16 protein-coding genes are annotated in these 21509 nt (G+C 46.0%); 6 read left to right on the forward strand and 10 right to left on the reverse strand.

From position 1 onward, the window contains the following. Positions 1–48 precede the first annotated feature (48 nt). The 10 genes from J5X92_RS07375 to J5X92_RS07420 form a co-directional block, all read right to left on the reverse strand. Positions 49–912 carry a peptidoglycan DD-metalloendopeptidase family protein gene (locus J5X92_RS07375; protein ID WP_013785536.1) on the reverse strand — a complete coding sequence of 288 codons (864 nt, stop codon included), beginning with the start codon at positions 910–912 and terminating at the stop codon, positions 49–51. Between the two features lie 10 nt (positions 913–922). Continuing rightward, complete coding sequence (locus J5X92_RS07380) at positions 923–1501, reverse strand: YqaA family protein (protein WP_013785535.1); 579 nt, start codon at positions 1499–1501, stop codon at positions 923–925. Further along, entirely contained in the window at positions 1498–2133 is a 636-nt protein-coding gene (locus J5X92_RS07385; protein ID WP_126873154.1) for a protein-L-isoaspartate(D-aspartate) O-methyltransferase, read from the reverse strand. Before J5X92_RS07385 ends, J5X92_RS07380 begins: the two co-directional genes overlap by 4 nt. 42 nt (positions 2134–2175) lie before the next feature. Continuing rightward, on the reverse strand, positions 2176–2919 hold the full coding sequence (gene surE / locus J5X92_RS07390; protein WP_208805241.1) for a 5'/3'-nucleotidase SurE: 744 nt from the start codon (positions 2917–2919) through the stop codon (positions 2176–2178). A gap of 10 nt (positions 2920–2929) precedes the next feature. Then, positions 2930–4000, reverse strand: coding sequence for a tRNA pseudouridine(13) synthase TruD (gene truD / locus J5X92_RS07395; RefSeq protein ID WP_208805242.1), 1071 nt, complete (start codon positions 3998–4000; stop codon positions 2930–2932). Then, positions 3997–4470, reverse strand: a complete 474-nt coding sequence (gene ispF / locus J5X92_RS07400) for a 2-C-methyl-D-erythritol 2,4-cyclodiphosphate synthase (protein WP_208805243.1) — start codon at positions 4468–4470, stop codon at positions 3997–3999. The genes truD and ispF overlap by 4 nt, the downstream gene beginning before the upstream one ends. Beyond that, entirely contained in the window at positions 4461–5192 is a 732-nt protein-coding gene (gene ispD / locus J5X92_RS07405; protein ID WP_208805244.1) for a 2-C-methyl-D-erythritol 4-phosphate cytidylyltransferase, read from the reverse strand. The genes ispF and ispD overlap by 10 nt, the downstream gene beginning before the upstream one ends. Positions 5193–5197: 5 nt before the next feature. Beyond that, a complete protein-coding gene (gene ftsB / locus J5X92_RS07410; RefSeq protein WP_208805246.1) occupies positions 5198–5488 on the reverse strand; it encodes a cell division protein FtsB in 291 nt (96 codons plus the stop codon). A 107-nt stretch (positions 5489–5595) separates the two neighbouring features. Further along, positions 5596–7314, reverse strand: a complete 1719-nt coding sequence (locus J5X92_RS07415) for a TIGR03545 family protein (protein WP_208805247.1) — start codon at positions 7312–7314, stop codon at positions 5596–5598. Positions 7315–7454: 140 nt separating this feature from the next. Next, positions 7455–9077, reverse strand: a complete 1623-nt coding sequence (locus tag J5X92_RS07420) for a methyl-accepting chemotaxis protein (protein ID WP_126873159.1) — start codon at positions 9075–9077, stop codon at positions 7455–7457. Between the two features lie 421 nt (positions 9078–9498). Here J5X92_RS07420 and putA point away from each other — a divergent pair, with 421 nt between their 5' ends. The 6 genes from putA (at position 9499) to J5X92_RS07450 (ending at position 21428) form a co-directional block, all read left to right on the forward strand. Then, positions 9499–13296, forward strand: coding sequence for a bifunctional proline dehydrogenase/L-glutamate gamma-semialdehyde dehydrogenase PutA (gene putA / locus J5X92_RS07425; protein WP_126873160.1), 3798 nt, complete (start codon positions 9499–9501; stop codon positions 13294–13296). Positions 13297–13523: 227 nt separating this feature from the next. Next, positions 13524–14870 carry a TolC family protein gene (locus J5X92_RS07430; RefSeq protein ID WP_244360423.1) on the forward strand — a complete coding sequence of 449 codons (1347 nt, stop codon included), beginning with the start codon at positions 13524–13526 and terminating at the stop codon, positions 14868–14870. After that, entirely contained in the window at positions 14867–16303 is a 1437-nt protein-coding gene (locus J5X92_RS07435; RefSeq protein WP_126873162.1) for an efflux RND transporter periplasmic adaptor subunit, read from the forward strand. Before J5X92_RS07430 ends, J5X92_RS07435 begins: the two co-directional genes overlap by 4 nt. Further along, positions 16296–19427: an efflux RND transporter permease subunit gene (locus J5X92_RS07440; protein ID WP_208805248.1), complete on the forward strand. Its 3132-nt coding sequence runs from the start codon at positions 16296–16298 to the stop codon at positions 19425–19427. Before J5X92_RS07435 ends, J5X92_RS07440 begins: the two co-directional genes overlap by 8 nt. Positions 19428–19441: 14 nt before the next feature. Beyond that, positions 19442–20113 carry a response regulator transcription factor gene (locus tag J5X92_RS07445; RefSeq protein ID WP_208805249.1) on the forward strand — a complete coding sequence of 224 codons (672 nt, stop codon included), beginning with the start codon at positions 19442–19444 and terminating at the stop codon, positions 20111–20113. A gap of 1 nt (position 20114) precedes the next feature. Then, positions 20115–21428: a HAMP domain-containing sensor histidine kinase gene (locus J5X92_RS07450; RefSeq protein ID WP_126873165.1), complete on the forward strand. Its 1314-nt coding sequence runs from the start codon at positions 20115–20117 to the stop codon at positions 21426–21428. Positions 21429–21509: the final 81 nt, after the last annotated feature.

Raw genomic sequence — 21509 nt, forward strand, 5'->3', positions numbered from 1 at the left:
CCTTACGACGTTTCTCCTTAATTCGTTTCTTATTGTTATTTGTTATTATTATGGTCGTGTAGCTGGCAGATAACGCAGTGGGTCTAAAGACTTTCCACGATACCTAACTTCAAAATGAAGTTTTACCGAATTTGTTCCGCTGTCACCCATGGTGGCGATTTTTTGCCCCGCTGACACCCAGTCTCGTTCTTTAACGATAATGTTGTCGTTGTATGCGTAGGCACTTAAAAAGGTGTCGGTATGTTTGATAATAACCAAATTACCGTAGCCTCTTAAGGCGCTTCCTGAATAAACAACTTTTCCATCTGCTGCCGCGTGTATCGATGTACCTTTTGCCGCAGCGATATCAATTCCTTTGTTGCCCGACTCTGACTTACTGAACGTTTCAACAACCCTACCTTTGGTAGGCCAAACCCACTTCTTTACCTTGTTAGGAAAACTATTGGCTGCCGTTATTTTGACGCTTTCTGACGGCCTGTTGACGCTCGTAACGTTTTGTCGCTTAACAACTTTTTCACCTTCACCATACGCCCGTGGTTTGGGGGGGTCAATCAAACTTTTGTCTACTGTTGTCGTGGTCGGATCTGCTGACTGAGTGGTCTGCGGCTTGGATCTTGTCGAAATCTTTACAATTTTAGGGGGGGGAGTGATGCGTAATTCTTGACCAGGGAAAATACGATAAGGTTCTGATAAACTGTTAAATTTAGCGATATCTCGATAGTCATTTCCGGTATACCAAGCGATGCCAAAAAGGGTGTCTCCTGGCTGTACTTTATAGGTATCTGATGTGAATCCACCAGACTCTTGATCTGCTTGACTATTTAATAGAACAACGGGGGCAGGGCCGGTTCGGCTACTGCAACTTTGTAGTAGCAGTAGCACAGCACCAATCAGAACTAAGCGGTATGACATCGCTCTGCTATTATCGCAAGATAAGGTAAGCGGCAACAGCCAATAGCACCACTGCCCAGCCTAATACTTCCACATATTGGCGTAGCTTTGCTTCCATAGGGGCGCCGCCCCAGCGCATAAGTCCTGCGACCAAGAAAAATCTTGCGCCACGGCCTACCGCAGAGGCAATAAGAAACGGAAAGAACGCCATTTGTAGAAAGCCAGCACTGGTAGTGAAGACTTTATAGGGAATAGGGGAGAACCCCGCTACAAACACCACCCAAACGCCGTAATCGGCAAACCACTGCGTCGCAGTTTCTATTTTGTGGGTATAGCCCCAACTTTCAATGATAGGCGCTAACCATGCATCAAAGGCAAAATACCCCAGCCAATAACCCGCTATCCCCCCAAAAATAGACGCAAGCGTAGTAATAAGCGCGAAGCGCCACGCTTTGTCCGGTTGAGACAACGACATGGGCGCAAGCATGACATCAGGTGGAATTGGGAAAAATACTGACTCAGCAAAACTAAGCCCGCCTAAATATTTAACCGCATGGCGGTGTCTAGCCCATCGAAGTGCCATGTCGTACATTGGCTCGAACAATTTCACAATAGCTCTCCTGCTACTAAGGGAACAAAACGCACCGCTTCTATTGTGGTGGTTTTTAGCTCGCCTTCTATCCTGTCGATACACAATAGAGACTGCTGTTCATTTCCTACGGGAATGATCAGGCGGCCTCCTTCTTTTAATTGATCGCATAAATCTTGCGGCAAACTACTGGCCGCAGCCGTCACAATAATGGCATCGTAAGGACCTTTAGATGTCCACCCTTTCCATCCATCACCATGCTTCATGGCAATATTATGTAAATCGAGTTGGTTCATCCGTCTTTTTGCATGAAACTGTAGCGATTTGATTCGTTCTACGCTGAATACAGCCGAAAAAAGCTGTGCAAGAATAGCGGTCTGATAACCAGAACCTGTACCAATTTCTAACACTTTTTCAGGTTTATTCGGACTATCTAGCAGCAGTTCAGTCATTTTCGCAACAATATAGGGTTGCGAAATGGTTTGCCCCTGCCCGATAGGCAGCGCAGTATTCTGATAGGCTTTATGCTTAAGCGCATCAGGTAAGAATGTTTCCCGGGGTGTACCGGCAATGGCATTGAGCACAGGCTGCGAACGGATCCCTTCATCATAAAGCAGCTGTGCTAGCGCATCCCCTTTTCTGGAGGCTCTCATGGTGGTGCTTATTATCCTTATTATCGGCCGCGCATTATTCGGTTATTTGGCTAACCATTCTTTCATATTGTCTAAGCTTTGGTAGGCAGTCATATCTACACTCAGCGGGGTAACGGAGCAATATCCGTTTGCCACTGCGTGAAAGTCTGTACCTGGGCCTGCATCTTGTTCTGAACCTGCTGGGCCATACCAATAGATGGTTTGACCAAACGGGTCTTTATCTTCAAACATAGGTTCAGCACGATGTCGGCGACCCTGTCTGGTAACTTCTATACCTTTAAGTTCATCATAGGGTATATCAGGAACATTTACGTTCAAAATTTGATTTGCAGGTAAAGGATGAGATTGAAGTTTACGGATAATATCTAGCACTACTCGAGCTGCTGTTTCAAAGTTCTCACCTTTCTTACTGGCAAGCGACACGGCAATGGCAGGCAAGCCCATATATCGCCCTTCCGTCGCCGCGGCTACCGTACCTGAATAAACTACATCATCGCCTAAGTTAGCACCATGATTAATGCCAGATACCACCAGTTCGGGGTCATCTTTTAATATTCGGCTGATACCTAAATGAACACAGTCTGATGGCGTGCCATTGACAGAATAAAAGCCACTGTCCATGCGTTGAATACGAAGGGGTTGATGTAACGAAAGGGCGTTACTTGCGCCGCTACAGTTACGATCGGGGGCGATAACAGTAATATCGTGCTCGCTGGCGATGGTTTTGTGCAAAATAGCTAAGCCTTTTGCAAACACACCATCATCGTTACTCATTAGGATTTTCATGCAATCTCAACTAAATACTGTGAATGGGAGAAACGGTTTCAACACATTCCCTAAGTACGGATGTGGCAAAACAACCGCTAGGTAATGAAAAAGATAGGGTTAATGTATCACCCTTACTTTGCCATTCAAGTTGCGATGGCCATATTTTTATTGCACGACGTTCTTGCTCGAAGCCACATTGCCCTAGGAAGTCGATAACTTCAGGATGGCCCGTCGCTACTTTCTCCTCCGTAGCGTTTGCTTCTGATGTGGTAACTAAGTCACCCTTTCCCCAAAGCGGTGCCGAAGGACATACATCTTTGTCTTCATAACGTTGCTGACTGCCTTGCTGCTTGTCATCGTCAATAAAGAAACTGTTTGAGCCGGTTAATACCAAGGCATCACCGGTAAGTACTTTATCGAAGGTCTCGTTTTCTAAACGAGTAGAGATGACCTCATTGAATAGCCAGCTACGCAAGGCCGATAATGCCATAGAGCGCTTATTTCTATGACGAATGGTTTCACCGTTTATCATCCGCTCAGCCATGGCAAGGTTGCCACCGCGCTGCACTTCACCTTGCTCGTTCACACGCATGACCCCAAAGCGCTGTTCGCCATAATAATTAGGCACACCATGTTTGGCGATTTCCTGCAGGCGTTCTTCAATGGCTTCAGGGTGTACAACTTGACGCAGCGTAATGGTGAAGGCATTACCTTTTAATTGACCGGTACGAAGTTTTCTATTGTGGCGAGTTTGCTTAATAACCCGCACATCTTCTAGCTCAAAATCGCTAAAATCGAAATCAGCTTGCCCTGGTGCATGCAAACCAAACCACTGACGGGTAAGAGCATACTTATCTTTGCGGCCAGCATAAGTTACTTGGCGAAGGGGCAATTTGGTATAGCGAGCCAGTTGTTCAGCCACAAAAGCAGTATTGGTATTCATTTTCTCTACAAAAATGAATTGATGCTCGCCTTCACCGCAGGGTTCATAACCTAAGTCTTCCACAACCTGAAAGTCATCAGGTTGGAATTTAAATAAGCCAGTTGAAACGGGTTTATTGAAGTAGTAATTCCAGTGTTGAGTATGTAATGGTTTCATATCTTTTCCAGTAACACGACCGCATGTGCAGCAATGCCTTCCTTTCTGCCTGTATATCCTAACTTTTCTGTCGTAGTCGCTTTTACGTTGATTGCATCAAGCTCGCAATGACAGTCTTTGGCTATGATTTCTCGCATGGCCTGAATGTGTGGTGCCATTTTTGGGGCTTGCGCCACTATGGTCATATCGGCATTGCCTAAGGTATAGCCTTTTTCATTGACTACGTGAACCACATGCCTGAGTAGTACACGACTATCGGCACCTGAATAGGCGTCATCAGTATCGGGAAAATGTTTGCCAATATCACCTAGGGCTGCAGCGCCAAGTAAAGCGTCGCATAACGCATGTAGTAATACGTCGCCATCAGAATGGGCGACTAGGCCTTGTTCATAGTCAATGCTTACACCACCAATAAGAATGGGGCCGTTACCACCAAATTTATGAACGTCGAAACCGTGTCCTATTCGCATTCTACTTGTGCCTTCTGTCGTTGATGTAAGTAAAAATCTGCCAAGGGTAAATCCCCAGGGTGGGTTATTTTAATATTGGCTGGGTCGCTATCAATAAGTGCAACCTTGTACCCGCTGTATTCTATGGCCGATGCTTCATCGGTAATGGATGCGCCAGCGGCGAGCCCATCGTATAACGCGTTCTTAAGCAGCGTAGTGGGAAACAACTGCGGCGTAAGGGCATGCCATAAATTTTCTCTACTTTCAGTATGAAGAACCGTTGGAAAATTGGCATTAGCAGCCTGGCTATCGGCACCTCGTTTCATGGTATCTCGTACCCGAGACGCTAAAATACCGCCTGCTACCTGTTCATTATTCATCACCGTTAGCAATTGAGTAATGTCATGAGCACTTACGCAAGGACGCGCGGCATCGTGCACTAATGCCCACGTATTTTCTGGCAGGGTGTTTACGGCATTCAGCACAGAGTCAGCCCGTTCATTGCCACCTTCTACGACTTTAACCTTCGGATTCTTAGCAATGGCAAGAGAAGGGAAGTAGGTGTCGTGAGGGCTAATGGCAATAACAAGGTAATCGATGGCGTGATGGTTTAGCAGTATTTCAACGGTGTGTTCAAGAATCGTTTTCCCTTGAAGGGTTAAATACTGTTTGGGGCGATCAGCCTGCATTCGGCTGCCAATTCCAGCTGCGGGAATAACCGCAACCACAGAGGAGGATGTCATGTTACTCACTTAGTTTCTGGCGGTAAAATCCGGTAAAAAGTTTCCCCTTGCTTAATCAGACCTAATTCATTGCGAGCACGCTCTTCAATGGCTTCTAAACCTACTTTAAGGTCGGTGATATCTGCGTTTAGCAAGGCATTTCGCTGCGCAAGGTTTGCGTTTTGTTGGGCTTGAGCTTTTACTTCCTGCTCTCGACTAAGATAGTCAGGAATACTGTTTTTCCCAAACCATAGCCGATACTGCAACAACCCTAATAGGGTGATGAGTACAATAGAAAGCCATTTATCTTGCCACACAAAATCACCTAAAAACCGGTAAGCGGAGGAAAATTTAAAAAGGGCAGTAAACTGCCCTCTACGTTATGACCTATTATGCCGCGAAGGGCTTAGGAATCAAAGGTGCTTTATTCACCTTGCCCTAATTTCCCTTTGAGTTTGTCGAACAATTTATTCTTTTGTTCTTCAACCACACTGCTCAATTGGCTTTGAAGTAGTTCTTGTAAGGCCCCGCTGTCGCCCTGTGCCGCACTTAGCATTGAATTAATATCGACTAATTCACCTGATAGGGCATCTTGTTCACTGGCAACCATCGCATTTAGCTTGGTATTAAGTTCATCAAGCTTATCTTGCTGAGACGCGGTGAGCTGAGAAATCGCAGCTTGGGCCAGTTTATTGTCTAAATCTGACTTAATATTAAACCCAGGGTTAGCTAAAGTGCCATCAAGTAGCATGGTCATCGATAAACTACTTAACGATTGAAGTGCCGAGGCAATCGCGCTTGTCACGTCGCTTGTACCTGTGGCTTCCATCACTAACTCTTGCAAGTTAACCTTACCGTTGCCGCTTAGCTGGTTATCAACCACTTCCATTGAGCCTGTGGTTGCCATGAGTGCAGTTTTCATCACGGCGTTAAGGGTTTCATTACCGCTTACTGGAATATTTGACATATTTACCCCAGCTAACTCCCATACTTGGCTCGCATCTACGCCACTTTCATCAATCCAGAATTCACCACTTGAGGTAAATTGCTTAAGCATGTCGCCAGCTGCTTCAATGGTAAAGGTCGTTGGGTCTCCAAACACACTGTGGGTGTTGGTAATGTTCTGCCATGAGCTACTTATCGACTCGTTTTGCCAAAGCACAGACACATTAGCTTGCTTCACCAAAATAGAAGGCATATCGGCAGCAGGTTCTTCGGGTGTATCACCGCCTTGGAGTAGGGGCATCACAATTTGCATGGCCGACATTAGGTACTCTGAGTATTCAGCAGCTTTGTCGCCAAATACAAAGTAAGTCACTTGAGATAGTGCCGCTTCATCGCCCGCAATCACGCCTTTAAGTAATGCATAATCTTCACTAGGCGCTTCTTTTAAGGCCTTTACCGAGTTGCTCAACGCACTCTTAGCATTCGACGCTTTTTCGGTAAAGCTGCTAATAAGCGCACGATCTGCACTCATTTCTTCTTTTAGCTTATCTAACGACGACTTAGCTTGAATGAGGGCTTGTGGATCTTTGTAATTCGTTTCTTTAAGCGCAGCAACCTGGGTTTTGTAATAGTCGATGCGTTCTTTATCAGGCAAGTTTTCATATTCTTGCTTCAAGCCTTCAGAATAGGTGGCGTAGGCTTCTTTTGCCTCGGCAACAGCGGCGGTCGTTTTTAATGGATTACGGGCAAGCAGTTCGTCTACAGAAGGCACTGCTTCTTTGGCTTTTGCTTTAATTTCATCGTAGGACAGTGAGCTTTCAGGCACCCGGTAAACTTCACCTTCGTGCTCACGGACTTGGTCAAATTGCACATCAAGTAAGTTCAGGTTGTTTACCACAACTTGATTGGAAAGCAGCGGCATTAGGGCAACGTCAGCATTTGCTTCGCCAACTAGCACTTGATTGTGAGAAGGCTTTGTTGCGTTGGTTAAGCCAATGCCTTTAAGAGTAACAGTGGTAGGATATAAAGAGTGATCAAATTCGGCAATGTTGACTTCTGCGCCATAAGACTCGCCTAATTTCGATTCTAGTACGGCTTTAATAATGGTATTAGCAAATAGAACATACACTAAGATAAGTAAAACAAAAAAGCCCAATACCCAATACTTGATTGGGATCCCTTTACTATCACTGCTCATATATCACTCCTTGTAAACGACGTTTAGCTGGTTATCTAACGATGTAGATAACCAGTCTAAAGCACCGCTTTAAATACTTCCATACGCAGGAAGTAGTATAAACCTGTGAATACCTTCCTTTTTACGACTAATTTGGTTCACTAAAGTTTAAATTTGCTGGCAATTTCTTTTATCGCCATACAGCTAGCTTTTAGTGCCTGACTGGCACTCGCTAATTTTTCCGCCGTTTTTAGACTGTTATCAGCTGCACCTGATAAGGCATTGATGCGAATATTGGCTTCATTGGCGGCCTCTGCCTGTTGTTCTGTCGCACGAGCTATTTGGCTACTCATACCTGAAATCTCATTCATAAGCCGGTCGGCTTCTTTTAAGCTATCGTTTGCTTTGTTGGCATTGTCCACCGTATTTGCTGAAGCACTCTGACTGACTTGCACGGCGTCTACAGCAGCTTTTGCATTGCTCTGTAGCTTTTCAATCATCGCTTGAATTTCATCGGTACTTTGGCCTGTACGACTGGCTAGCGTACGAACTTCATCGGCCACCACGGCAAACCCTCGGCCTTGTTCCCCAGCGCGAGCGGCCTCAATAGCAGCATTCAGTGCAAGTAAGTTAGTTTGATCGGCAATGCCGCGAATAACGTCTAGTACAGCGCCAATACTGTTAGTTTGTTCGGCAAGCTCGCTCACCACATGGCTCACGCTCTCAATGTTCGACGTCAAAGAACGAATATCACTCACGGTACTTTCTACTACGCTGGTGCCTTGTTCTACATTGGCGCGTGCGCCGCTAGTACTCGTTTCAGCAGTATCTGCATTTTGGCTCACTTGCTGAATTTGGGTGGTCATTTGTTCCATGGCCACGGCAACTTGCATCATATTTTCATTTTGGCTTTGCGCTTGGTCATTGCTATCTTGGCTAACGGTTTCAACCAGAACGGCTTGCTGCGTTAGGGCGGTGATATTTTCACGTATACCTAACAAGGATTGCCGCATTTTATTGGTGTATTCATTGAAGTAGCGAGCAAGGCGCGTTATTTCATCGTGGCCTGATTCTGGAAGTGACCGTGTTAAATCGCCCTCTCCCATGGCAATATCTTTCATTCTTTCAGTGACTTCATGGACAGGTTTAACAATACTGCCGCCAATATAGAAGATAAGCGCTACCACCAATAACACGCTAATAATACAAATAACGATAAGCAAATTGCGTAAGTTGGCGTACTCTGCTTCAAGAGTGGATAAGTAAATACCTGAACCTACAGTCCAACCCCATGGTTTGAACTCTTTAACATACGAAATTTTGTCTACCGGCGTTTCCTCACCTGGTAGTGGCCAAACATAATCAACAAAGCCACTGCCTGAAGACTTAACCAGTTGGGCCATTTCCACAAAAAACGCTTTACCGTTTCCATCTTTAAAGCTTCGTAAATCTTGCCCGTTCAGCGATGGTTTGATGGGGTGCATGACCATGGCAGGGGTAGCATCTTGAATCCAAAAATAGTTGCTCTCATCGTATCTAAGGCGGCTAACTGCGGTCAGCGCCTGTTGTTTAGCGGCGTCTTCATCTACTCCTTCCAAGGATTCAAAGCTTGCAAGCAAGGTATGAACAACTTCTACCAGGTGTTGATTTTCTTTATACGACTTTTCTTTGAGCGCCTTGTAGTGCTGGTTTAATACCGCACCGGTTAGCACCAAAAACAACAGCGCCGTCAGCGCGACAATGATACTGAGCCTTTGAATTAAACTAAAATTGCGTAACCACATCAGCAGGAACCTCCAGTTTTTATATTATCTAGTGTAGACCTTATATTGAAGTTGTTGGCCTTGAATAGATATTTTTAAACATTTATTTAACATGGTGTGGAGTGCCACCCGTGAGTTGAATCCCTGTGAAATGTTATTCACCTGCGTTCTTAGACGCTCTATCACAGTGGCGCAAAAAGTTGACAGCGAGGGCTTGGCGAAAGACGCATTTATGCTAGTATCCGCGCAATTTCGGCGATATCGTGATCTTCATTGAGAAGATCGAAGTTTAAATACCTATTGACGCAAGCGCGGCCCACTTTAGGTGGGGCGCTTCAAGCAAAGCTTAGCTTTACTTGTTAATTCATTTTTTCCATGTAACGTTATGCTAGTTTTACGTTACCGGAACCATTTTCTACAGCTATTCGAATAAAGGGTTGCAATGCTCATTAACGACACACTTCATACTACATCTCCCCTACGCCAGCGCATTCGAGACTACTATCGAATTAGTGAATCTGTGGCTGTAGATCAAATTTTACCCATTGCTGAGGTAAACCCTCGTGCGAGAAGTCGTGCGTGGGAACGCGCCCGTAAAATGGTACTGCAAATTCGTCGAAACCAAGAAGGCCATGGTGGCGTAGATGCGTTGTTAAATGAGTATTCACTATCCACCTCAGAAGGTGTGGTATTGATGTGTTTGGCTGAAGCCTTGTTGCGTGTGCCTGATGGCGATACGCAAGATGAACTCATCCGCGACAAATTATCTAAAGGGCAGTGGACACCACACCTTGGCAATTCAGATTCTTTGTTCGTGAACGCTTCAGCATGGGGCTTATTGTTTACTGGCAACATGGTCAATTATGCTGACAAGCGCAAGAAAGAACAGTTTGGACTGTTGAAGAAAACCTTGGGTCGCTTAGGTGAGCCGGTTATCCGCCGCGCAATGAATATTGCCATGCGGGTAATGGGTCGTCAGTTTGTGATGGGCGAAACCATCAAAGATGCGGTAGAGCGTGCTAAGGAAAAAGAAACCAAAGGCTATGTATATTCCTACGACATGCTGGGCGAAGGCGCTCGCACTATGGAAGATGCAGACCGTTATTATGATTCTTACGTTAAAGCTATTGAAGTGATTGGTAAAGCGGCTAACGGCCGTGGACCTAAGCGCTCACCAGGTATTTCAGTTAAGTTGTCGGCAATACATCCACGCTTTGAGTTCTTACACAGAGAGCGCGCAATGCGTGATATTCCGCCGCGCTTAAAAGCCTTGTGTATGTTGGCTAAAGAGTACGATATTGGCTTAACGGTTGACGCTGAAGAAGCTGACCGTTTAGAGCTTTCCCTCGATATCATTGAAGCGGTATTCCGTGATGAAGATTTAAACGGATGGACTGGCTTTGGTTTAGCGGTTCAAGCCTATCAAAAACGTGCTATTCATGTAATTGAACATTTACGCGCGCTTTCGTTAGAAGTCGGCCGTTCGTTAATGGTGCGATTGGTAAAAGGCGCTTACTGGGATACGGAAATTAAGCTTACCCAACAAGCGGGCTTAGAAGAGTTTCCTGTGTTTACCCGTAAGTCATCTACCGATGTGTCTTACCATGCTTGTGCAAACCGATTATTAGAATACCGCGATACTTTGTACCCGCAATTTGCTACTCACAATGCCTACTCTGCATCAGTGATTATTGAACTGGCTGGCGACGATAAAGAAGGGTTTGAGTTCCAGTGCTTACACGGCATGGGCGATACCCTTTACGATACGGTAGTAACCGAAGAAAAAATTCAGTGCCGTGTTTATGCGCCTGTGGGTGAACATGAAGACTTATTAGCTTATCTAGTGCGTCGCTTATTAGAAAATGGCGCAAACTCGTCGTTCGTAAACGCCATTGTTGATGATGAAAAGCCGGTTGAATCATTACTTGAAGATCCGGTGGAAAAAACCCAGCGCCTTAAAGTGCGTTTCAACAAACTAATTAAAACACCACGTGGTTTATACGCACCTGAACGTGATAACTCTCGCGGACTAGATTTAACCGACGTGAACGCGGTTACCGCGCTTCAACACGAACTAGAGCGTTGGCAAGAGTTTTACAGTGTAACCGATGGTGTTCCTGAGGGCGCAACAGCGGTAAGAAACCCAATGAACCACGACGATGTGGTGGGTTACCATTATTACGCACAACCTGATGATATGCGAAAAGCGTTAGACGACGCAGATGCAGGCTTCGACGCTTGGTCTAAGCGTGACACTTCAGAACGTGCTGAAATTCTTAATCGCTCCGCTGATGCCCTAGAGCGCCACATGGCAGAACTTATTGCTATTTGTATGCGTGAAGCAGGTAAAGTCGCGCAAGACAGCATTGATGAAGTACGTGAAGCGGTGGATTTTTGTCGTTACTACGCGGCCCGTGCCCAAGAATTGGCTGAAGACAAGCGCTTGCTTCCTCGTGGTGTGGTGCTGTGTATTAGCCCGTGGAACTTCCCTCTGGCAATATTTTTAGGTCAGGTATCCGCAGCATTAGTTACCGGTAATACGGTTATTGCCAAACCAGCTGAACAAACCAGTATGGTGGCGAAACGCGCTGTGGATATTATGCAATCGGTAGGCCTGCCTGAAGACGCGTTAAAACTCATTATTGCCCCAGGTAAAGAAGTAGGTGAAACCCTGCTTTCTGATGAACGCATTAAAGCGGTGATGTTTACCGGTTCTACCCAAACGGGCACGCTAATCTCACAAGAACTTGCTAATCGTGGTGGTGAGCAAGTACCGCTCATTGCTGAAACTGGCGGGCAAAACTGCATGATTGTGGATTCAACCGCGCTACCAGAGCAGGTAGTTGATGATGTTATTCATTCTGGTTTCCAAAGTGCGGGACAACGCTGTTCAGCCCTTCGCGTATTATTCGTGCAAGAAGAAATTGCTGATGATCTTATCAGTATGTTAATCGGTGCCATGAAAGAGTTAACCATTGGCGATCCGACCATGCTGGCCACTGACGTTGGCCCAGTTATCGACGAAAAAGCACTTAAGAGCCTAACCGACCATGTAGACTTTATGGAAGGAAAAGGAAAACTGCTTTATCGAAACGATCTGCCTGAAGGCACTGAAAACGGTACTTTCTTCCCACCTACGCTTTATCAGATTGATAACTTGGATGTGCTGGAAAAAGAAGTATTTGGCCCAGTGGTGCATCTAGTGCGCTTTAAATCGAAAGAGCTAGACAATGTTTTAGAGCAAATTAATGGTACGGGTTACGGCCTAACCATGGGTATTCACTCGCGCATTGAAGAGCGTGCATACGAGCTTGCTGCTAAGAGCCGTGCAGGTAATGTCTATATTAACCGCAACATGATTGGCGCTATTGTTGGCGTACAACCCTTCGGTGGACGTGGGTTATCAGGTACGGGTCCAAAAGCGGGTGGGCCTAACTACTTGCCACGTTTAATGATGGAACGTGCTACACCGAAACCAACATTGATTGATGATGTTGATGGTACAGATAACGCGCTAGTCGGTGACGATAAAATTGCCGAACGTGCCCATGTTGTGATGGATCAAGCTAAGGAAGTTGAAGCCCAGTGGCGACATATGGCCTTAAATGATCGTATCTCTATGGTACGTCAGTTACTGGCCAAAATTGCCAAGGTCGACATTGTTGACGACCTAGCCGATGATTTAAACCGCACGTTGGCCACTGCCCGCCAGCAGTTAACCAGTGTTGAGCGTAAGTTAGCGAAACCTACCGAGCTTCCTGGTCCTACAGGCGAATCTAACAAACTTTACCTTGAACCCAGAGGCACCCTGGTATGTTTCGCCGATAAAGACGTATCGTTTGAGTACTGGATGCTGTCTATCGTTACCGCACTTGCTACAGGTAACACGGTGGTATCGGTGGTATCTGAAATCTTCTACGAAGAAGCTATTGAGATTCAAAATAAGTTTGAATCTACGGGTGCGCCGAAAGGGGTATTCCAAGTAGCGCGTTTAGGTCACTTCGATGCCTTATTGATGGATGAAGACTTAGCGGGCGTAGTTGTGGATTCAAGCACTGAACGTACGGCGCGTATTACCGCAATGCTGTCATCGCGTGAAGGGGCTATTTTGCCAGTGATCACCGCTGAATATAACGATAAGTTGATTCAGCGTTTAATGACTGAAAAAACCATTAGTATCGATACTACGGCATCCGGTGGTAATACATCTCTCATGACGTTAGTGGAAGACGATGAGTAATAGCACAAGGTAATTTTCCTTGTAGTAATCGGTAACCATGTAAAGCCAGTCCTTGTGACTGGCTTTTTTTATTTCATAGTGCATTAGTGACTCGCTTATTTGAGCGCGATAAAAAACTTCAAACAAAATTTTGGTCGTTAACCCCGCCTTAACCCCCGCTGTGACACCCTGTATGCATGGTAGGCAATAATCGAATTACAATGATCGGGTTAGGTAAAATTTCATTTATGCCATTTGTGGCACTTGTACTGACGGGGTTAACCGCGTGTGCCAGTCATGACGAGGCTTCGCTTAGCGAGTCGGCATCTGCAATGACAGGAGAAAGTGTTACGTGGCAAGTGCAATCAGAAGATGCTGTTGCGGCCACTGCATTAACCGACTTAGTGTCGGTAGAAGGGCTGCAAGCCTATATTGATGAAGCGCTTGAAAACAATGCAAGCTTGCAGCAAACGCTTATTACGTTGAGGAAAGCGCAGGTGGCGATTAAGTCGGCTGATGCGGCAGATAACCTTAATGTAGATGCCAGCTTTTCAGGCGCTAAAACGGAAAATAGTGATGCAAATTACACTAGCGGCTTAACCGTTAGCTGGGAAGTGGATCTATGGCAAAAAATTAGCGACAGTGTAACTGCCGCTAGTTTTGATGCTGCTAGCGCCCGCTCAGCGTATCAATCTTCTCGCGATGCACTTGTTGCCAGTGTTATCCGTAATTACTTAGACATTATCACGCAGAAACAATTGCTTGCTATTGAGCAGGAACGGTTGGGCGTTTACGAAAATAGTGAAAGTATTATCCTTAAGCGCTACCGTACTGGGCTTGGATCTCTTGATGATTTAGACAACGCGAAAACCAGTAGCGCAAATACCCGAGCCTCTATCGCATTGTATGAAAATACGATTAGTGCTGCCAAGCGAACGCTAGCGGTGTTGCTAGGTCGCCAAGACCAATCTTTATCTGACTTTCCCGCAGTAACGAAATTTCCAGAAGTGCTTGAACCAATGCTTGCCTTGCCAGAGCAAGACCTAGCTAGACGCCCCGATTTACAAGCGGCTTACTATGCTATTAAAGCCGATGAAGCCAATGTGAAAGTCGCATACAAAGCACTCCTACCTAGTATCAATCTGTCGGCGGGACTAACTGACAACGGTGTCACACCTTCTCAATCGCTGTTTTCTAACCCTCTGTGGAATCTTCTTGGGCAGGTAACCGCCCCCTTGTTTCAAGGCGGCGCTCTTCGCGCGCAAATCGATGATGCCAAGTTAAATACGTTAAACAGTTGGTGGCAATATCGGGAAACATTACTTAACGCAGTACAAGAAGTGCAAAACGCGTTAGATAACGAAAAAGCGTTTACTCAGCGTCAGTATTACACCGACATTGCTTACCGTAATGCATTAAATAGCGCCGAAACTTTTTCGGGGCAATACCGTCAAGGCTTGGTAGACATTTTAGATTTACTGTCAGTTTACGACACCACCTTTAATTTGCAGGCGCAGCGCGTCGAGCTTCAATATTCTCAGTTAAGTAATCGTATCGACTTGGGCCTTGCGCTAGGCCTTGGAGTGTCACAATGAACAAGAAAAAAATTATCGTAACCCTTGGTGCCGCAATGACTATTGTTATTGCCATTCTTTATACCATGAGCCAATTAGGTGGCTCAGGAGGTCCGGGTATGGGCCCTGGCCCCAAAGGAGGAAAAGAAGGCCGGGCAGGTAAAGGAAATCAAGAGATTAGTGCGCCTAGAAATGCGAATGCTGAAAAAGCGATTACTCAAGTAGAAGCACAACGTGGTGTAGAACAAACCGTGCTTGCGCCGACAGATGAACAAGGTGAAGGCCGTCAGCCTGGTGAGCGCCCGCATCGCGATATGTCTAGTCAAAAGTCAGGTCAAAAGCCTGATCAAAGCCAAAATCAAAACGGGGCGAAAAGTGCAGCCAATAATCAAACGGCTGGCAGTAGCTCAGCAGATGTTGCCGAAGTGGGCGTGGTAGAGGTTTACCCAACTACCTACAATGCAAAAGTAAAAGGGTACGGGCAAGCCAGTGCTACTCACATGCTTACGTTATCAGCGCAAGTGAGTGGGCAAATTACTGAATTGTCGCCACGCTTTGAAACCGGCGCTTTGTTAAATAAAGGTGAGGTGATGGCGTATGTAGATAATACTGATTATCGCCAAGCACTAGCCGCTGCCGAAGCAACTTATGAAACTGCTTTCGTCGCTCTTGAAGAAGAACGCCTTCAAGGGTTGCAAGCACAAGACGAATGGACACGCTCAGGGTTGACCGGTGAGCCAGAGTCGGCCTTAGTGCTTCGCGCACCTCAACTTAAATCAGCGCAAGCAGCATTGCGAGAAGCCGAGCAGAATGTCGCGGCGGCAAAGCGCGATTTAGCTTTTGCTAACATCAGCGCCCCATTTAATGCCTTAGTGGTTAGCCGCAGCATTCAGCCTGGAAGTTATGTACAAGTGGGCACCGAAGTGGCCGGTTTGTATTCCGCTGATGTGGCAGAAATTTCTATCCCACTCTCGCCTAGCCAATGGGCACAGTTGCCCCAAGCACAGGTAGGTGAAAAGCCAGATTGGAAAGTACAACTAACCGATACCACTGGCGAACATCAGTGGCTGGCAAGTATTGAGCGTATAGAGTTACACCAAGACGAAGATACCCGTCAGCGCAGAGCTGTTGCCGTTGTGGAAAGGCCATTATCGTTAGCGAGCCCTTTGTATTTCGGTACGTTTCTAGTGGCTGAAATTGAAGGCCGTGACCTTGATAATGTATGGAAAGTGCCGTCCTCGGCCATATCGCAAAAACAAGAAGTATGGTTTGTCGCGCCCGACACTAACTTGCTCAACAAGTTTACCCCTACCGTGCTTTTTGAGTACGAAGGTTTTGCTTATATCACGCCTATGGCGGGTGCTAACCAAGCGCTTATTGTAGCGCGCCCGCTTAATAACTATCTTGTAAACACTCTGGTGAAGCCTGTAGTTGAGGGCAATGGCAATGAATAGTCACAAGGGCATTATTGCGTGGTTTGCGCAAAATTCGGTGGCCTCCAACCTTCTAATGGTTGGTCTTATCGTGCTAGGCATGGTGTCCTACGGCGATATTAGAAAGGAAGCCTTTCCTAGTATGGAGCCTAGGTTTGTTAGTATCTCCATGACATATGAAAGTGGTGATGCTGAGCAAGCCGAAGAAGGCATCGCGATTAAAATAGAAAATGCGCTTGAAACCGTGCCAGGAATTAAGCGCATCACTTCTACCTCTAACGCCAATGGCGCGAATGTTCAGGTCGAAAAAGAAACCGACTACGATTTAGATGTGATGTTTAACGACATTAAAACCGAAGTCGACAGTATTTCCAATTTACCTTCTGATGCTGAAAACGCCATTATTGACAAAGCTACCCGCGACGAGCACGTTATCTGGGTGCAGCTGTATGGCGATGCCAGTCATGCTGAATTGCAGTATTTAGGTGAGCAATTAGAGCGAGACTTGCTGGCGCAAGATGATATTCGCGATGTGAGCGCAGCCAGCTTTATTGACCCTATGATGTCGATAGAAATTGATGAGGCGAAACTACAAGCCTACGGCTTAACCTTGTCAGATGTGGCCTCACGTATTAACCAAGAGTCGTCTACGTCACTCACCACTAGCTTGCGGAACCAAGAGAAAGTTATTCGTTTAAAAGCCTCTGAACAAGCTTATTACGCCGGTGATTTTGCCAAGATACCTTTAGTGACTAGCGCTGATGGTGCGGTGTTAACCGTAGATGATGTTGCAGAAGTAACCGACACGTTTGCCGACGATAGCTACTCATTAGCCAGATATAACGGCCAAAACGGTTATGGCTTGCAAGTATTAATGGATAAATACGGCGATGTTACCGATATGGTGGCACAAGCTCATGCTGTCGTTGATAGCTGGCACGAGCGCGGGTTACTCCCCGAAGGTGTACAGCTTGAAACCTGGTATGACAGAAGTACGCTTATCACAGAGCGCTTAGACTTACTTACCAATAACGCACTAATGGGTATTGTATTGGTATTTATTACCCTCGCGGTATTTTTAAACTTACGAGTCGCCTTTTGGGTGGCCGCAGGACTACCGTTTATTTTCTTCGGTACTTTGTATTTCATGACCGATTCTTACACCGGCATGACCCTTAACGAAATGACCACCTTTGGTTTTATTATGGCGCTGGGGATTGTGGTAGATGATGCCGTAGTGGTGGGCGAAAGTGTTTATTCCACTAGGCGGCGTTACGGCGATACTTTAGCAAATACCATAGAAGGTACCCGAAAAGTCGCCGTCCCTACTATTTTTGGTGTGCTTACTACGGTGGCCACTTTCTTTGCCTTGTCGAACGTATCTGGCGGCCTTGGCACCTTGTATTCTCAGTTCGGTACCATTGTTACCCTTTGCCTTTTATTGTCGGTAGTGGAATCTAAATTAATACTGCCTTCTCATTTGGCGCATCTACCCACCAAGAAAACTACGAAAAAAGGCATTGCTGGTTTGTGGGGTAAAGTGCAAGACGGTGCCGACAATGGGCTAAATTGGTTTAACGAAAAGCTCTATCAACCAGCATTAAGTGCCACGATTGCTTATCGCTATGCGGCGGTGCTGTTGTTCATTACCTTGTTTATTGTAGTTATGAGTTTGCCGTTGACCGGCGTAGTACGGGTAGGGTTTTTCCCAAGTATGCAAGGCGATACCGTGTCGGCCAATATGTCGCTTTACAGTGATGCCAGCTTTGGTCAAACCGAACGTAACTTATTACGCTTAGAAAACGCTGCACTTGAAGCCGACAAGCAGCTGGTAGAAGAAAAGGGTGTGAGTGCGAGTGGCATGAAGAGCCTGCAAGTGACAGCTAGTGGCGATCAAAGTGGCACAATTACCATTTCGCTGTCTGAAGATAAGCCTTATACCTTGGATGAACTAGCCGCACGCTGGACAGCACTAAGTGGCAACTTAGAGGCGGTGAAAAAGCTTAAGATTCAAGCGCGACGTGAAATGGTTGATGCCTTCAGAGTAGAGCTAAAAAGTATAGACGACGCCACCTTAACAGCGGCTAACACCGCCTTTCAAGACGCATTGGAAAACATAGATGGCGTATTTGGTGTGGAAAGTTCTTTAACGCCCGGTGAAGCCATGATGCGCTTTGAGTTAACGCCTGAAGGTCGTGCTATGGGCATGGACACCCAAAGCTTATCGCAACAGCTGTTAAAAGCGTTTGGGGGCGAAATAGTGCAGCGTTACTTGCGCAATAAAAACGAAGTGAAAGTGCGCGTACGTTACCCTGAAGAAGACAGAATGGACCCGTCTGATGTGATGAATACGCGAGTACGTTTAGATAACGGTACGGTAGTGCCATTAAGTGTTATCGCCACTATGACACCTGATGTTCAGCAAAAGCAGGTGGTGCGTATTGACGGGCTTCGTGCGCTTACTGTTAGCGCCTCAGTAGACAGTGACGTAATAACCGCCACTGAACTGGTGAACTACTTAAACGAAAGTTTCGTGCCTACTATATCTCGTCAGTATCAAGACTTGTCACTGCATTTTGCGGGGGAAGCCGAGCAGCAAGAAGAAACCCAAAGCTCAATGGAGAGCGTATTTATATTAGCGTTAATTTCTATTTACGCCTTGCTCGCCATTCCGCTTAAATCTTACGTTCAGCCGCTTATTATTATGACCGCTATTCCGTTTGGCATTGTAGGTGCGGTATTAGGACATTGGAGCAACGGGCTAATGCTTAGCATACTCTCTCTTAACGGAATATTGGCGTTGAGCGGGGTAGTAGTTAACGACAGCCTGTTGTTGGTGTCTCGCTATAACGCATTGAAAGAAGCGGGTATGCGTGTGCAAGAGGCGGTTATTGAAGCCTGTTCAAGTCGTCTTCGTGCCGTATTGCTTACTTCCATTACTACCTTTTTAGGTTTGTACCCCATATTGGGTGAAACCTCCATGCAGGCACAATTCTTAATACCTGCCGCTGCGTCCTTGGGGTATGGTATTTTGTTTGCCACGGCTATTACATTAGTATTAATTCCTGCATTGCTGTTAATTTACGAAGATGTAGCGCAGCTAGGTAAAAAAACCAAAGACGCTGCTGTACAAGTGGCAGGGTAGAAAAGGTGGACGGAATGATTCGGGTGTTGTTAGTGGAAGATGATATTGGCTTGGCTGGTAACGTTCTTGACTACTTGGAACTAGAGGATATGCAATGCGACCATGCCAGCAATGGCGTGGCGGCATTGCAGTTTATTAATCAGCATCAATACGATGTGCTAGTGCTTGATATCAACTTGCCTCGACTCGACGGTTTCAGCGTTTGTGAGCGTTTGCGAAACGACGGCAACGATACCCCTGTTATTATGCTCACCGCGCGAGATCAGCTTGAAGACAAACTCACGGGGTTTCAAAAAGGGGCCGACGATTATTTGATTAAACCCTTTGCGATGGCTGAATTAGTGGCGCGGATAACCGCATTATCGGGGCGCCGTTCTGCGCAGGTAAATCAAATCGCTATGGGTAATGTGACACTCAACATGAATACGCAAGAAGCCCATACAAGTGGCAACCTTATTAAACTTAGCCCCATTACCTATGCACTGCTTAAAAAACTGTTGTTAGCTAAAGGGGAAGTGGTTAGCCGAGAACGGCTTATTGAAGCAGCTTGGAAAGATGGAGCACCCGAAAGCAATGTGCTCAAAGTGCACATGCATCATTTACGAAAAAGTCTAGAACAGGTGAATGCCTCACTTTCAGTGCTAAGTAAACCAAACAGTGGTTTTTACCTCGCCGAGGACGTTTGATATGGTTAAAGGCTTACACCTGAGTTTACGTCGCTATGTGTTGTGGACCTTGCTTGCCGTAGGAAGTGTGCTGATCACGTTGTTTTCAATGTTTTCAGCTGAGCGCTTTTTTCAAGGTATGGACGGCATGTTGCGCGGCACTATGGTAAGCGTGGCAAGCAATACCGAGTTAACAGGTGAGTTACCTCAACGTGTTTTGAACTTCTACATCAGTGCCGAATTTGACCAACAACCAGAAGAAATCCTCGCGTCATTTAGGCAAGACGAGCTTATTCCTTTTGTTTTAGCTAAAGATTTAAAGCGTGATTGGTTTTTCACGCGCCCGTACGCAGCACGATTTTTAGTGATGGTACCGCTTGAAAGCGGCGAGGTAAGGTACATTTCTCAGGTGTTTGGTGAGCCAAAAGGGCGTGGCCGTCGGCCGGTGTGGTTAAGCCATGAGTTGGTGAGTATCATTATTGGAATAAGTGCACTGGTTGTGTTTGCAATTGTATTGTTGCTTATCATGCGAAGCGTGACTAAGCCCGTAGAAATGCTTCAGGATTGGGCGGCGGCGCTAGATGAAAAGCAACTTGATGCGCCTATCCCAAGGTTTCGTTACAAAGAGCTCAATGCGCTTGCGTCACTGATACACAACAGCCTGCAAAGCGTGAAACAAACCCTTGAGCGAGAGCGTACTTTTGTTAATCACGCGAGTCATGAGTTACGTACTCCCATTGCTGTTATTCGAAGCAGTACGGAATTGCTACAGCGTGTTTTGGAAAAAGAGCAGTTAGAAAATCAAGCGCATACAATAGGCAGTAAAGGGGAAAATGCCTTAATGCGGATTGATAATGCCTCTAAAACAATGACCGATTTAACTGAAACCTTATTGTGGTTAGCGCGCGAAGACAGTCAACCTTTGCCTTATCATCCCGTGGATATTGCCACCACGGTTGAGCAGCTTTGTGATGACTTAGCATACTTACTAAAAGGAAAAACCGTAACCGTCGATGTGAATGTGCCAAGTACAACAATGTACCTGCCAGATACTGCTAGTAGAATAATTATTGGTAATGTTATCCGAAATGCCTTCCAACATACCGACAGCGGCGTAGTGTCTATTACATTATGTGACACTACCTTAACCATCGAGAACCAGAATGACGCAGAGGCTTCTCCACTATCAAACGTTGAAGATACTGGTTATGGGTTGGGACTTAAGCTAATTACTAAATTAACAGAACGGTTGGGGTGGCAGTGCCAAGCAGGTGTGGTCGTAAATGGTTATCACGTCACGCTAACTCTCAATGAACCTGAAAATACCGATGTGTAGTTGTGAGTGTAATTGTGAATGTCACTTAACAGGCTGGATTTAAAATAAGCGGCTAACAAGCCGCTTATTTTGTTTAACCTC

The organism is Alteromonas sp. K632G, assembly GCF_017653625.1.
GTDB lineage: Bacteria > Pseudomonadota > Gammaproteobacteria > Enterobacterales > Alteromonadaceae > Alteromonas > Alteromonas naphthalenivorans.